Origin of the sequence: Streptomyces sp. HUAS CB01, assembly GCF_030406905.1 — a bacterium.
Lineage (GTDB): Bacteria > Actinomycetota > Actinomycetes > Streptomycetales > Streptomycetaceae > Streptomyces > Streptomyces chengbuensis.
Genome location: NZ_CP129137.1, coordinates 2917168 through 2930658, shown reverse-complemented (window position 1 = coordinate 2930658; position 13491 = coordinate 2917168). Strand labels below are relative to the sequence as shown.

At 73.2% G+C, this 13491-nt stretch carries 13 protein-coding genes and 1 riboswitch; of the genes, 5 read left to right on the top strand and 8 right to left on the bottom strand.

The window, feature by feature from the left end:
• Positions 1–25: 25 nt before the first annotated feature.
• The 3 genes from QRN89_RS12980 to QRN89_RS12970 are packed head-to-tail and all read right to left on the bottom strand — an operon-like array spanning position 26 to position 2687.
• Complete coding sequence (locus QRN89_RS12980; RefSeq protein WP_290349518.1) at positions 26–1030, bottom strand: ABC transporter ATP-binding protein; 1005 nt, start codon at positions 1028–1030, stop codon at positions 26–28.
• 3 nt (positions 1031–1033) lie between these two features.
• A complete protein-coding gene (locus QRN89_RS12975; RefSeq protein WP_290353685.1) occupies positions 1034–1846 on the bottom strand; it encodes an ABC transporter permease in 813 nt (270 codons plus the stop codon).
• Between the two features lie 40 nt (positions 1847–1886).
• Positions 1887–2687: an ABC transporter permease gene (locus QRN89_RS12970; protein WP_290349517.1), complete on the bottom strand. Its 801-nt coding sequence runs from the start codon at positions 2685–2687 to the stop codon at positions 1887–1889.
• 227 nt (positions 2688–2914) lie between these two features.
• On the opposite strand from QRN89_RS12970, the gene QRN89_RS12965 reads away from it, so the two are divergent.
• Complete coding sequence (locus QRN89_RS12965) at positions 2915–5464, top strand: transglycosylase domain-containing protein (RefSeq protein WP_290349515.1); 2550 nt, start codon at positions 2915–2917, stop codon at positions 5462–5464.
• A gap of 22 nt (positions 5465–5486) precedes the next feature.
• Here QRN89_RS12965 and QRN89_RS12960 read toward each other — a convergent pair whose 3' ends face one another.
• From QRN89_RS12960 to QRN89_RS12950, 3 genes are all read right to left on the bottom strand, one after another.
• On the bottom strand, positions 5487–5807 hold the full coding sequence (locus QRN89_RS12960; protein WP_290349514.1) for a DMT family transporter: 321 nt from the start codon (positions 5805–5807) through the stop codon (positions 5487–5489).
• Between the two features lie 31 nt (positions 5808–5838).
• Positions 5839–5901, bottom strand: a riboswitch (guanidine-III (ykkC-III) riboswitch).
• 379 nt (positions 5902–6280) lie between these two features.
• Positions 6281–6628, bottom strand: coding sequence for a GroES family chaperonin (locus tag QRN89_RS12955; protein WP_017948036.1), 348 nt, complete (start codon positions 6626–6628; stop codon positions 6281–6283).
• A 55-nt stretch (positions 6629–6683) separates the two neighbouring features.
• Positions 6684–7004: a DUF3618 domain-containing protein gene (locus QRN89_RS12950; protein WP_290349513.1), complete on the bottom strand. Its 321-nt coding sequence runs from the start codon at positions 7002–7004 to the stop codon at positions 6684–6686.
• 127 nt (positions 7005–7131) lie between these two features.
• On the opposite strand from QRN89_RS12950, the gene bcp reads away from it, so the two are divergent.
• Positions 7132–7599 carry a thioredoxin-dependent thiol peroxidase gene (gene bcp / locus QRN89_RS12945; protein ID WP_290349512.1) on the top strand — a complete coding sequence of 156 codons (468 nt, stop codon included), beginning with the start codon at positions 7132–7134 and terminating at the stop codon, positions 7597–7599.
• A gap of 483 nt (positions 7600–8082) precedes the next feature.
• On the opposite strand, the gene QRN89_RS12940 is transcribed toward bcp, so the two are convergent.
• Positions 8083–9387: an SGNH/GDSL hydrolase family protein gene (locus QRN89_RS12940; protein WP_290349511.1), complete on the bottom strand. Its 1305-nt coding sequence runs from the start codon at positions 9385–9387 to the stop codon at positions 8083–8085.
• Between the two features lie 714 nt (positions 9388–10101).
• Here QRN89_RS12940 and QRN89_RS12935 point away from each other — a divergent pair.
• Complete coding sequence (locus QRN89_RS12935) at positions 10102–11628, top strand: DUF445 domain-containing protein (RefSeq protein WP_290349510.1); 1527 nt, start codon at positions 10102–10104, stop codon at positions 11626–11628.
• A 355-nt stretch (positions 11629–11983) separates the two neighbouring features.
• Here QRN89_RS12935 and QRN89_RS12930 read toward each other — a convergent pair whose 3' ends face one another.
• Positions 11984–12289: a hypothetical protein gene (locus QRN89_RS12930; RefSeq protein ID WP_290349509.1), complete on the bottom strand. Its 306-nt coding sequence runs from the start codon at positions 12287–12289 to the stop codon at positions 11984–11986.
• Between the two features lie 341 nt (positions 12290–12630).
• Here QRN89_RS12930 and QRN89_RS12925 point away from each other — a divergent pair, with 341 nt between their 5' ends.
• Together QRN89_RS12925 and QRN89_RS12920 are read left to right on the top strand one after the other, a co-directional pair.
• Positions 12631–13074, top strand: coding sequence for an SRPBCC family protein (locus QRN89_RS12925; RefSeq protein WP_290349508.1), 444 nt, complete (start codon positions 12631–12633; stop codon positions 13072–13074).
• Positions 13075–13133: 59 nt separating this feature from the next.
• Complete coding sequence (locus tag QRN89_RS12920; RefSeq protein ID WP_283301333.1) at positions 13134–13400, top strand: DUF1876 domain-containing protein; 267 nt, start codon at positions 13134–13136, stop codon at positions 13398–13400.
• Positions 13401–13491 lie beyond the last annotated feature (91 nt).

Below are 13491 nucleotides of genomic sequence, written 5' to 3'. Positions count from 1 at the left end.
CGATCAGCCTAGTCAATCGGGGCGCTCACGGCGCCGTCGAACGCTCCGCGTACATCTTCGCGATCACGGCCTCGATGTCGGGCTCCCGCACCGACAGGTCCACCAGCGGGTAGTCGGCGGCGAGGGCCGCGACGATCGGTGCCGCCGAGGCCGAGGCCGGGAAGGCCAGCCACTGGCGCGGACCCTCGACCCGTACCGGGCGTGCGCCCGCCACCTCGATGGGCGGGAGCCGGCGTTCGAGGTCCACGACGAGGGTGCGCTCGCCCGGCGCGATCTCGTGGAGTCCGGCGAGGGTGCCGTCGTAGACGAGCCGCCCGTGGTCGATGACCATGACGCGTTTGCACAGTTGCTCGATGTCGGTGAGGTCGTGGGTGGTGAGGAGGACGGTCGTGGCGCGTTCGGCGTTGAGGTCGCGCAGGAACTCGCGCACCTTCGCCTTGGAGACGACGTCGAGGCCGATGGTGGGTTCGTCGAGGTACAGCACTTCGGGGTCGTGCAGCAGGGCCGCGGCGATGTCGCCGCGCATGCGCTGTCCGAGGGAGAGCTGGCGTACGGGTACGTCCAGCAGGGCGCCGAGGTCCAGCAGTTCGACGCAGCGCTCCAGGTTCTGCCGGTAGCGCGCGTCCGGGATCCGGTACATGCGGTGCACGAGCCGGTACGAGTCGATGAGCGGCAGGTCCCACCAGAGCGTCGTGCGCTGCCCGAAGACCACGCCGATGCGCCGGGCGAGCCGGGTGCGTTCGCGTGACGGGTCGATCCCGGCGACGCGCAGCCGGCCTCCGCTGGGGGTCAGAATGCCCGTCAGCATCTTGATGGTGGTGGACTTCCCGGCGCCGTTGGGTCCGATGTAGCCGACCATCTCGCCGCGCGGCACGGTGAAGCTGATGCCGTCGACGGCTCGTACGCGTGTCTTCTCGCGGCGCAGCAGGCCCGATCTGCGGCGTACGTCGAAGACCTTCTCCACGCCTTCCAGTTCGATCAGGTTCGCGGTCCGGACGGGGTGCGCGGTGTCGGTGGCTTCCTCGGTCACGGTTCAGCTCCCGGTGCTGCGGTACGTACGGAGGCCCGCCCGCCACGCGGCCCCGGCGAGCGCGCAGCACACGGCGGCGACGAGCGGTGGCGTGAAGGCGAGCCAGTGGGGCAGGTCGAGCGGATAGGGCTGTCCGAGGACGTAGAGCGCGGGCAGCCAGTTGACGAAGGCGAGCGGTACGACGAAGGTGACGCCCCGCACGAGGTCCTTGGCGAAGACGGTGGGCGGGTACTGGAGCAGGGTGTTGCCGCCGTAGGTGAAGGAGTTCTGCACTTCGGCGGCGTCCTGGGCGACGAACTGGAAGGCGGCGCCGGCCACGAACACGGCGGCGAAGATCGTGGCTCCGCTGAGCAGCATCATCGGCACCATGGCGGCCTTGAGCGGGGTCCAGGCGATGTCCAGGGCGAGGAGGGCGTAGCCGAGGACGAGCAGGCCCTGGGTGATGCGGCCGAGGCGGCGGAGGGCGAAGCGGTCGGCGGCGACCTGGGCGAGTACGGGGGCGGGTCGTACGAGGAGGGTGTCGAGCGTGCCGTCGCGCACGCGTCGCCCGAGCCGGTCCATGGAGCCCATGGCGAGGTCGGCGAGGCCGAAGGCGGTTCCGGCCGCTCCGTAGAGGAGGGCGATCTCCGGGAGGCTGTATCCGGCGAGGGTGTCGACGTGCGCGAACATCAGCAGGATGACGACGAAGTCGAAGGACGTGGCGGCGAGGTTGGCGAGCGCGGTCATGGCGAAGGAGGCGCGGTAGGTCATGGTGGAGCGCATCCACATGGCGGCGATGAGTCCGTAGGCGCGCAGTCCGGAGCGCAGTGTGCGCAGGTGTTCGGCGAGTTGCGGAGGTCCGCCGGAGCGTGGTTGTTCAGCCACCTTGGACGACCACCCTTCTCGTGGCGGCCGACTGCAGGATCCGGCCGGCGCCGAGGAGCGCGGCCGCCCACCCCAGCTGGAAGGCGTAGGCGTGGACGAGTCCCCAGCCGGTGCGTTTGCCGAGGAGGACGTCGGCGGGGATCTGGAGCAGCGAGGACCAGGGGAGGAGGCGGGCGAGTTCGCCGAGGGCACCGGGGAAGAGGGTGAGAGGCAGCAGCATGCCGGAGAAGAACAGCCCGGCCAGCCAGGTGAACTGGAGGACGCCGGCGCCGTCCATGAGCCAGAACGCCGAGAGGGCGGCGAGGTAGCGGAGGGCGAAGCTGACGACGACGCCCAGGACCACGGCGGTGAGGAAGGCCAGCCAGGGGAGCGGCGACGTGGGCAGCGCGAGGTCGAAGGCGAGGGCGCCGAGCAGCAGGGGGACGGCGCCGCGGCCGAGGAGGTGGAAGGCGGCGCGGCCCAGGTCGCCCGCGAGCCAGAACAGTTGGAGGTCGGCGGGGCGGTAGAGGTCGATGGCGATGTCGCCGGTGCGGATGCGTTCGATGAGTTCGTCCTCGAAGCCGCCGCCCATCATGGCGCAGGTCATCAGTAGCGCCTGGCCCAGCCACACATAGGTGACGGCCTGGGAGAGGTCGTAGCCGCCGAGCCGAGGGCGTTCGTCCCAGAGGGCGATATAGGTGTAGGCCATGATGAAGCCGAAGACGGTGTTGGTGAAGACGCCCGCCGCCGTCGCGATCCGGTACGTCGCATAGCGCCGGAAGCCACCTGCCACGACGACTGCGTAGAGCCGCACCACAGCCTCCTTGAGCAGGAATCGTCGCGGGGAGCGCCGCGTCCGGGGCGGACGCACCAAAGCGCATGACCCTAGCTCAGGGGTACGGGTCGCCGCGACCGTATTCCGGGCGGCGGTGCGGGGGTTAGGGGGGTGGGAAGTGCAGTATGGGCACTCAGCGAATCGCCCGAAATGTCCGTGTCGGTCCGGGGTGTTCTCCCGGGCGGGGCCGAGGAGTCTCCACAGCCATGAGTCACGAGCCACTGCAGCAGCGCCGGGACCCGAGGGATCCGACGGCCGTCGGCCCGGTGCCCGGCCCGCCGCGCGAACAGGGCGGGGAGGCGCGGGCCGGCAGGGACGGCGGGGAGGTGCGGGCCGGCAGGGACGGCGGGGAGGCTCCGGAGGGGCGCGAGGACCGGGAGGTCCGGGCGGAGGCGCCGCCCGCGGAGTCCCGCCCCGGGCGCACCCGCCCCCGGCGCACCGGTCTGCGGCGGGCCGTCCCCACCTGGCGGACGGTGCTCGGCGCGTCGCTGCTCTTCGCCCTCGTGCTGCTCGGCGGGTTCGTCACCGGGTATCTGCTGGTCGAGATCCCCCCGGCCAACTCCGCCGCCACGGCCCAGTCGAACGTGTACCTCTACAGGGACGGCACGCAGATCGCCCGCGACGGTGAGGTCAACCGGCAGAGCGTCCGGCTCTCCCAGATCCCCCTGTCCGTCCAGCACGCGGTGCTCGCCGCCGAGGACCGCGACTTCTACTCCGAACGGGCCGTGGACCCCCAGGCGATGGTCCGGGCCGCGTGGAACACGGTCACCGGCAAGGGGAGGCAGTCCGGCTCCACCATCACCCAGCAGTACGTCAAGAACTACTACCTGGCCCAGGAGCAGACGGTCACCCGCAAGGTGAAGGAGTTCTTCATCGCGATCAAGCTCGACCGGGAGCAGAGCAAGGCCGACATCCTGGAGGGCTACCTCAACACCAGCTACTTCGGCCGCAACGCCTACGGCATCCAGGCCGCCGCCCACGCCTACTACGGCAAGGACATCGGCGCGGTCGACACCGCCGAGGGCGCCTACCTGGCCTCGCTGCTCAACGCGCCCAGCGCCTACGACGTCGCCGCCCACCCCGAGAACCGGCCCAGGGCGCTCGCCCGCTGGAACTACACGCTCGACGGCATGGTGACGGAGCACTGGCTGCCCCTCTCCGAGCGGGCCACCATGATCTTCCCGATGCCGCAGACGGCGGGTCCCGCGACGGGGCTGTCCGGACAGCGCGGCTACATCGTCCAGGCCGTCGAGGACTGGATCACCGGCAACGGGATCGTCGACGAGAAGACCCTGGCGCGCGGCGGTTACCGGATCACGACCACTCTGGAGCGGAGGAAGCAGGACGCCTTCGCCGCCGCCGTCGACCGGCACGTGATGTCCCGGCGCGATCCCGGCCGCGCCGCCGACCGCAACGTCCGCGTCGGCGGGGCGTCGATCGACCCGGCGAGCGGCAAGGTCGTCGCCATGTACGGCGGCATCGACTACACCAAGCAGTACGTCAACAACGCCACCCGCCGTGACTACCAGGTCGGTTCGACGTTCAAGCCGTTCGTCCTCGCCGCGGCCGTCGAGAACGGCTCCCTGACCCAGGACGGCCGCCGGATCACCCCCGACACGCTCTACGACGGCACGGATCGGCGCCAGGTGCAGGGCAGGTACGGTCCGACGGGCTACGCGCCGGAGAACGAGGACAACGTCTCGTACGGTCCGCTGAGCCTGCGCCTGGCCACGGACCAGTCGGTCAACTCGGTGTACGCGCAGCTCGCCCAGGACGTCGGGCCGCGCAGGGTACGGGAGACCGCCATCGCCCTCGGCGTCCCGGAGGGCACCCCGGACCTGACCGCGACACCGTCCATCGCCCTCGGCGTGGCGACGGCGAGCGTGCTGGACATGGCCGAGGCGTACGCGACGCTCGCCAACCACGGCCGGCACGGCACGTACACGCTCGTCGAGCGCATCACCAAGGACGGCATGGAGCTGGAGCTGCCCGAGACGCCGGCCAGACAGGTCATCAGCCGCGAGGCCGCGGACACCACCACGTCCGTGCTGATGGGCGTGGTGCGGGAGGGGTCGGGCATGGCGGCGCTGTCCGCGGGGCGGCCCGCGGCGGGCAAGACGGGCACGGCGGAGGGCGACAAGGCCGCCTGGTTCGCCGGCTACACGCCGGATCTGGCGACGGTCGTCGCCGTCATGGGCCAGGACCCCGACACCGGCGTCCAGAAGTCGCTCTACGGGGCGCTGGGCCTGCCGAGGATCAACGGAGGCGGGGCGCCCGCGGCGATCTGGGGCGAGTTCACGGCGGCCGCGCTGGCCGGCAGCGAGGCGGAGGACTTCGACCTGACCATCGCCGAGGGCGCGGAGGAGGAGTTCTACCCGCCCGAAGAGCCGGGTGGGCCCGGTGCCGACCCTTCCGGGCCGGCCTGGGGCGAGGACCGTGGACGTGGAGAGGACGGCCGTTCCGCCGGCGTCTCGCCGCCGGCGGCGAACGGGGCGGGCGCCGTCGGTGCGACGGACGGCGGGACGCCGCCCGACGGAGGTACTCCGCCGTCGGGCGGAACCACCGGCGTCCGCCCGTCGACCGCGGGGCAGGCCACCGGCGGCCCGGTGACGGGCGGCGGACCCGGCGGCGGTACCGGCCAGAGCGGGGCACAGGGCGGAGTCACCCGGGGGACCACCGGCGGCGGCGACGGCGGGCCGGGGACGCAGGGGACGGGCGGCACGGACGACTGGGGGGTGTTCCCGGACCGGCCGTGAGCGTCGGGGAGGCGGGTCGGGATCAGTGGCCCGAGGTCGCCTTCAGGCCGACCACGGCGACCAGGAGCAGCACCACGAAGAAGATCCGGGCGGTGGTCGCGGGCTCGCCGAGGACCGCCATCCCCACGATCGCGGCCCCGGCCGCCCCGATGCCGACCCAGACTCCGTACGCGGTGCCGATGGGCAGCGTCCGGGCGGCATGGGACAGCAGCAGCATGCTGGCGACGATCCCGGCGGCCGTGAACACACTCGGCCACAGCCGGGTGAAGCCCTCCGTGAACTTCATGCCGATCGACCAGCCGACCTCGAGCAGACCGGCGAGAAGGAGCAGGACCCAGGCCATGACAGGCACCTCCGAGACGCGGACTTCGTGCGGTGCGTCGTCTTTGCCTGCCCGGTACGGCGCGTCTCGTCGGGTGATCCCACCGTAGCAAAGGCGTGAGGAAGGCCTGGTGACCGGTGTCACCAGGCCTTTTCCCTGCCGCGAGGCCGCTGCCGCCGCCGAGGGCCGCTCGCTTCGTCGGGGCGTCTGCCCCTCCGAGCCGGGCGGGCGTCTGCCCTTCCGAGCCGGGCGGGCGCCTGCCCTTCCGATCCCGGCGGGCGCCTGCCTCGTCCGGGCGTGTGCCTCGGGCGTGCGCCGGACGGTGCGTACCGCCACGGGACGGGGCGGACGGGGTGACGGGCAGGCCGGCGCACGGGGCGGGCCCGCCAGGCGTACCGGGCGGCGGCGTGGCCGGACCCCCGGGCGGGCTGTCACCCGCGCCGGACGGGGCCGTCGCAGCCCCCGGGCCGGCCGTCGAAGGTCCGGGCGGGGCCCTACAGGTACAGCCCCGTCGAGTCCTCGGCGCCCTCGAAGCGGTCCGCCGCGACGGCGTGCAGATCGCGCTCCCGCATCAGTACGTACGCCACGCCGCGCACCTCGACCTCTGCGCGGTCCTCCGGGTCGTACAGCACGCGGTCACCGGCCTCGACCGTACGGACGTTCTGCCCGACGGCGACCACTTCCGCCCAGGCCAGACGCCGGCCGACCGCAGCGGTCGCCGGAATCAGGATGCCGCCGCCGGACCGCCGCTCGCCCTCGGGGGCGTCCGACCGGACCAGAACCCGGTCGTGCAGCATCTTGATGGGCAGCTTGTCGTGCTTGTCGAGGGTGTTGTCGCTCACGACATCGAACCTACCTGCCGGGCGCCGGTCCGGCCGCCGCCGGGGCGGAGCGGGCTCACGCCTTCCGCTTCCTGGCGGCCAGGGCGAGCAGACTCACCACGCCCACCAGGGCCAGCGCCACCGGCACCGCACGCTCCAGCCGGGGCGCGCCGTCCGGGTGCACGAACCGGTTCCTCACATCGGTCACCACACGATTCGCGGCCACGAACGCCCGCCCGGCGGTCTGGTCCACGGTCGAGGCGACCTTCGCCTTCGCGTCCCCGATGATCGTCTTCGGGTGCATCCGCACCCCGATCTCGTCGAGCGTCTCGGCGAGCTGGTCGCGCCGGCGGACGATGTCCGCCTCGATCTGCGCAGGGGTCCTGGCGTCCGACACCGCGCCGCCTCCGTCGTCGTATCCGGTAATCCTTCCTCGACAGTCTGTCAGCTCGACGCCGACCGCACCCCACGGCACCCCTATTACGCTCGGTGCCGTACGCCCACATCCCTGAGGAGAACCGAGAATGAGCGAGCGACTGCAGCCCGGCGACACCGCCCCGGACTTCACCCTGCCCGACGCGGACGGCAACGAGGTCTCGCTCGCCGACCACAAGGGCCGCAAGGTCATCGTGTACTTCTACCCGGCGGCCCTGACCCCTGGCTGCACCAAGCAGGCCTGCGACTTCACCGACAACCTCGACCTGCTGGCGGGCGCCGGCTACGACGTGATCGGGGTCTCTCCGGACAAGCCGGAGAAGCTCGCGAAGTTCCGGGAGAAGGAGAACCTCAAGGTCACGCTCGTCGGCGACCCTTCGAAGGCGGTCCTGGAGGCGTACGGCGCGTTCGGCGAGAAGAAGCTCTACGGCAAGACGGTGACGGGCGTCATCCGCTCGACGGTCGTCGTGGACGAGGACGGCAAGGTCGAGCGGGCGCTCTACAACGTGAAGGCCACCGGCCACGTGGCGAAGGTCATCAAGGACCTGGGCCTCTGACGAGCACACCGCGGCCGGCCGGAGTCCCCCCGCGCACGCCGGGGCCCGGTCGGCGGCCCGCCCGGTGCCGTTGAGGCGTCCCGGGCCGTTCGCGAACGGGCCGGGCATCCGGACGGGGTGTCGCGGTTCGAGGCGGTTCGTCCCCCTCCGGATCGAGAAGACGCCCTCCGTGCACGTCCCCTGCGGAAGGGACCGTCATGGAGCGCACGGGCCGGGGGGACGGACTCCAGGACGTCACGGTCACGGACGAGGCAGCCGTCGGACGAGCCGTGAAAGCGGCGTCTCTCGGCAACGCCGTGGAGTGGCTCGCCGCCCGCGGTGACCACGGACGAGGCCGAGCCGGGTGGCGGCCGGGCCACCGGGCCGGCGACTCCGACCCCTGTGCGGGGGCGGGCCGGGGACTCCGACGGCGTGCCGGGCCGGGCGATCCGAAGGGCCGGGCCGAGGGGGTCCGGATCGCGGGCCCCGGGCGGCCGCCGCGCCTCAGAGGCGGGCCGCCGCCCGTTCGCCTATCAGCACGGAGAGGTCCACGCTGCGCGCCATCCGCTCGTACCCCGCGTCGTTCGGGTGCAGATGGTCCCCGGAGTCGTACGCCGGGTGGAGCCGCTCGGGGGCGTACGGATCACGCAGTGCCCGGTCGAAGTCGACGACGGCGTCGAAGACCGTTCCCGCGCGGATCGCCGCGTTGATCTCCTGCCGGGAGGCGTCCAGCGCCGGGCTGTGGCGGGGGTGCCCCTCGAAGGGCATGAGCGTCGCCCCGACCACCCGCAGTCCGCTGGCCCGGGCCCGCTCCGCGAGGCTCCGCAGCCCGGCCGTGACCTTCGCCGGGTCCGCGGTGCCGGCCGGGCGGAGGAGGTCGTTGATGCCGAGGGCGACCACGACGACCCGGGCGCCCGGGCGGTCGACGACGTCACGGTCGAGGCGGGAGAGCCCGCTCGGGCCGATGCCGTCCCGGAGGAGCCGGTTGCCGCTGATGCCCTGGTTGACGACGCCGTACCCCCAGCGGCCCGACCGCAGCCGTTCGGCCAGCCGGTCGGTCCAGCGGCGGTCGGTGTCGGGAGTGGATCCCGCGCCGTCGGTGAGCGAGTCGCCGAGGGCGACCACCGTACCGCGCGCGGCAGGATTGCGGACGTCCACGGCCGTCAGGTGGTGCCAGGAGGACGTGCGCCGGGTGTAGGCGCCCGCGTCGGTGTCGCGGGTGCGGTCGCCCTCGGCCAGGTACGAGGTCTGGCGCGCCCGGGCGTGCAGGGTGACCGTGCCCCCGCCCGGCGCCGGGACGAAGAGCGTGACGAGCAGATGGCCGTCCTCGGGAACGGCGAGGAGGGCGGGGTCGCCGACGACGTGCCCGCCGGGCGGCACCGTGACGGACCGGCGTCCGTCGAAGAGCACCGTGCGCAGGCTGCCCGGCACGGCGGCGGCACCCCCGGCGGCGACGGCGATGGAGGCACGGCCTATGTGCAGGGGCTCGGTCCCGTAGAGGTTCGACAGGGTGATCCTGGCCTCGCTGCCGCCGAGGCTGGTGTGGACCACGTTCCGTACGGAATGCCCGCCCGCGGGCGCGACTCCGGCCTTCCCGGGCGCGGCGGACCAGGTCCCGGCCCAGCCTCCCGTGCCCACGGCCTGCGCCGTCGTGTTGCCGGTCCGGCCGCCCGTTCCGGCCCCGGAGGCCGCCTGGCGCCGGTCGTCCGGCCCGACGAGGGTGAAGGTGGTGATGATCGCGCCGCAGATCAGCAGGGTCAGGGCGACGAGTGCGGCGAACAGGCCGTACCCGGCCCGCTGGGTTTTCATGAGCACATCATCCGATATGGCCGTGGGAACTCGACGTGCGCCCCGGGAGTACCACAGGTAGGCAGAAGGCGTACCGCGATCGGGTAGGAGCGTCGCGTACGCGGACGGGTGGAGTCGATGAAGCGAACTGAACGACCTGAGCGCGAGGATCCGGCCGCCGGCCGCCCCGGCCCCACTCCGGGTGCGCCGGACGGGAACGGCCAGGCCGGAGGCGCCTCCACGCTGCCACCGGCGGACGTAGCGGGCCCCGGAGGCCGGTCGGTTGCCTCGGCGGCGGACAGCGGCGCGGCCGCCGGCGCACCCGGCAGCGGGCACGGTCCCGGCGGCCCCGGGGGCGGCGGCTCCGGGCCCGAGGGTGCGTTGGGCCGAACGGGTGACGGCGGAGGGGGAGGGGACGCCCGGGACGACGGCAGGGTCGCGGAGCCCGGGTCCGCATCGGCCGCCGACGCAGCGGCCGCCGACGCATCGCCCGCCGACGCATCGCCCGCCGACGCAGCGGCCGACGACGTGGAGGGCGGCCGGTCAGGTCCGGGGCCCGGAGGGGGAAGCGCGGGGGCCGGGGGGCCGGGTGCGGAGGGCCGTACCGGGGCCGAGGGCCCGGGGGCGGGCCGCCTGGGCGGATCAGGGGACGCCCGTGGTGGGTGGCCGGGGGCCGAGGGCCGGGGCGCCGGTCATCGCCCCGGAGCCTGGGCACGGCCCGGTGGCACGGACGGCGTGAGCAAGGCCGGTGGCCCCGCGTCCGCGGCCGGGACGGCGGACGGCGCAGGTACGGCGTCCGCGGCCGGGACGGCGGACGGCGCAGGTACGGCGTCCGCGGCCGGGACGGCGGACCCGGCGGACGGGGCCGATACGGCCGGCAGGGCGGACAGGGCCGATACGGCGGACCCGGCGGACGGGACGTCCGCGGCCGACAGGGCGAACACGGCCGACGGGGCCGCCCCCGGCCGCGCCCGTCCCCCACACCCCGCGCCGCTCGCCTCCTTCGCGTACACCGCCGCCGACGAGGAGAAGCGCCGAGGCGTGCGCCGGATGAAGACCACGGCCACCGGTCTGCTCCTCCTCGTGGCGCTGGTCTTCACGCTCGCCACATGGGCCGAGAACTCCGGTGTCCAGGGCTGGCCCGGCTATGTGGCCGCGGCCGCCGAGGCGGGCATGGTCGGTGCCCTGGCCGACTGGTTCGCGGTCACCGCACTGTTCCGGCACCCCCTCGGCATCCCCATCCCGCACACCGCGATCATCCCCAACAAGAAGGACCAGCTCGGCGCCTCCCTCGGGAACTTCGTAGGGGAGAACTTCCTGTCCGAGGACGTCGTACGCACCCGGCTGCGCGGCCTCTCCCTCGGCGGCCGGCTCGGCGCCTGGCTCGCCGAGCCCGCGCACGCCGACCGCGTCACCGCCGAACTGTCCACGGCCCTGCGCGGCGCGCTCGCCGTCCTGCGGGACTCGGACGTCCAGGCCGTCGTCGGTGAGGCGATCACCCGCCGTGCGGAGACCGTCGAGATCGCGCCGGGCATCGGCAAGACCCTCGACAGGATCGTCGCCGACGGTGCCCACCACCGCGCGGTCGACCTGATCTGTGCCCGTGCCCACAATTGGCTGATCACCCACGGCGATTCCGTCATCGACGCCGTCCAGGGCGGAGCCCCGGGCTGGACGCCGCGCTTCGTCGACAGGAAGGTCGGCGAGCGGGTCTACAAGGAACTGATCCGCTTCGTCACCGAGATGCGTGACGCCCCCAACCACCCCGCGCGCACCGCGATCGACCGCTTCCTCGCCGACTTCGCCTCCGACCTCCAGGCCGACACCGACACCCGGACGCGGGTGGAGCGCATGAAGTCCGACATGCTCTCCCGCCCCGAGGTGCAGGACATCATCGCGTCGGCCTGGTCGTCCGTACGCGCCATGATCATCTCTGCGGCCGAGGACGAGCGCAGCGAACTGCGGCTGCGGGCCCGTGCCTCCCTGATGTCCCTCGGCGCCCGGCTGGCGACGGACGGCAGGCTGCAGCGCAAGCTGGAGGGCTGGATCGAGAACACCGCGGTGCACGTGGTGACGACGTACCGCGAGGAGATCACGTCCCTGATCAGCGACACGGTCGCGAGCTGGGACGCCGAGCACACCTCGCGCAAGATCGAGGCGCACATCGGCCGTGACCTGCAGTTCATCCGGATCAACGGCACGGTCGTCGGTGCGCTCACCGGCCTCCTGATCTACACGGTGGCGCACGCGCTCGGCGGCTGAGCGGGCGCGCGGGGGAGCCGGTGACGGGGTGCCCGGGGCGACGGACCCGGGGCGACGGTGTGCCTGCGGCGAGGAAGGAGTGCCGAAGCGACGGGGATGTCGTCGGAGAAGTGACGGGGTGCGCCGCCCGGACGCGACGGGGCACGCCACCGCGAAACGACGAGGAAGCCGTGCAAAAAGCGCTGGGTGCGTAACCGGACCCTGTCTTCCGGTTACGCACCCAGCCACCATGGGGGAGTTGCCCCTGAATACGGACGGGCAGCCGCCCCCGTTCAATGCCCTGTGGACCGCATTCGGCCCGTCCCCGGCGCGGAGGGCTCCTTCTCGGGGAGCGGCCGCGCCGTGAGCGTGCTCTTCAGCGACCGGCCCGGCGGGTGACGGCCCACGACGCGAGCGCCATGCCGCCGGCCACGGTGAACACCGCCGGCCAGGCCCCCACCTTCTTCGCCAGCGGGTGCGATCCGGCGAAGGCGGCCACGTACACCGCGCTCAGCCCGGCTGCGGCCTTGCCGCCCGCGTCCTGCTGCCACTGGCGCGCCGCGGCGACCCCGGCAGCCGCCAGCGCGACCCCGCCGAGCGGCCGCTTCCTGGTCCACCTGGCCACGCCGTAGCCGCCGATGAGGCCGCTCGCCGCGACCGCCCCTGCGGGAATCCAGGCCATGGGTGCCGCCCTTCGTCCAGTGCTTGCACAGGTCCCGGACTCGACCCGCCCGTGGGGCGGTACGCCGGCCCGGCCGATCCGTCCGGGGGACCGGCCCGTCGATCATATTCGAGCTCCACCGAGCCCTTTCCGTCGCCGTGGGCGGGGGCGCGACCGCTCGGCGGGTGGACTTCGGGGGGGACTTGCCGCACGGGTGGCGGTGAAGACCCCTTCCCCCACTGGCCGGTTGGCAGTCGTGACCCGGCTTCGCGAGACGCCCTCGGCTCCCCGCGCCCGGTCCCTGAACCGTTGCGGTGACGCGTCGCGGAACGCACCCTGGAGGGAGAGGCAGGGAGACGGTCATGCCCACTCTCGAGGAACAGATCGACATCACGGCGACCGGCGACGTGGTCTGGGACCACCTGCACCAGGTCGAGGACTATCCGCAGTTCGTCGGAGGCGTCCGGGACGCCCGGCGCGAGGGAACCTCCGGCGTGCACATGGACGTGGAGACCGCGGCGGGGCGCACTTTCGGGCTCGACGCGGCCACGGACGACCTCCGTCCGCAACGGACGATGGCCTGGAGGACGACGGAGGCGCCGCACCTCAGCGGTTCCGTCTCGCTCCTCCCGATCGACGCGACGCACACGAGGATGCAGCTACGCATGGAGTACGACCCCGCGGAGGCGCACGACGCCTTCGGGGGCCCCAGGGGATTTGCCCAGTCGTCCGCGATCGAAAGGACCGTCCGGGCGGACCTCCACCAGTTCAAGGACCTGGTGGAAAGGGCGCACCCCCTCACCTGACCACACAGTGCCCCGCGGTGGACGGGGCCGACGGAACCGTACGGCGAAGGTGACCCGTCATGACGACGCAGCACTGGAACATCGACTTGTCGTTCGAGGAGGACGGAACGCGGACGGCCTGCAAGGCCTCTCTCAGCGGTCCCAACGCTCCCGGCGTCGAAGGCAAGGGCATAGCGCGACGGAATCCGGGCGACAGCCCGGACGCGAAGATCGGGGAGGAGCTGGCGGCGGCCCGAGCCTGCTCCGAACTGGCCCATGAACTCGTCGGCCGCGCGGCGGCCGACGTCGAGAGCCACACCCACCGGCCGGCGAACATCGGCATGTGAGACGCACCGGCACCACAGGCCGGCGCTCGACCCGCAGCACGAGCCCGGCGGCCGGGGAAAGGCCTGCCCGGCCGCCGGACCGTCGGCGTGT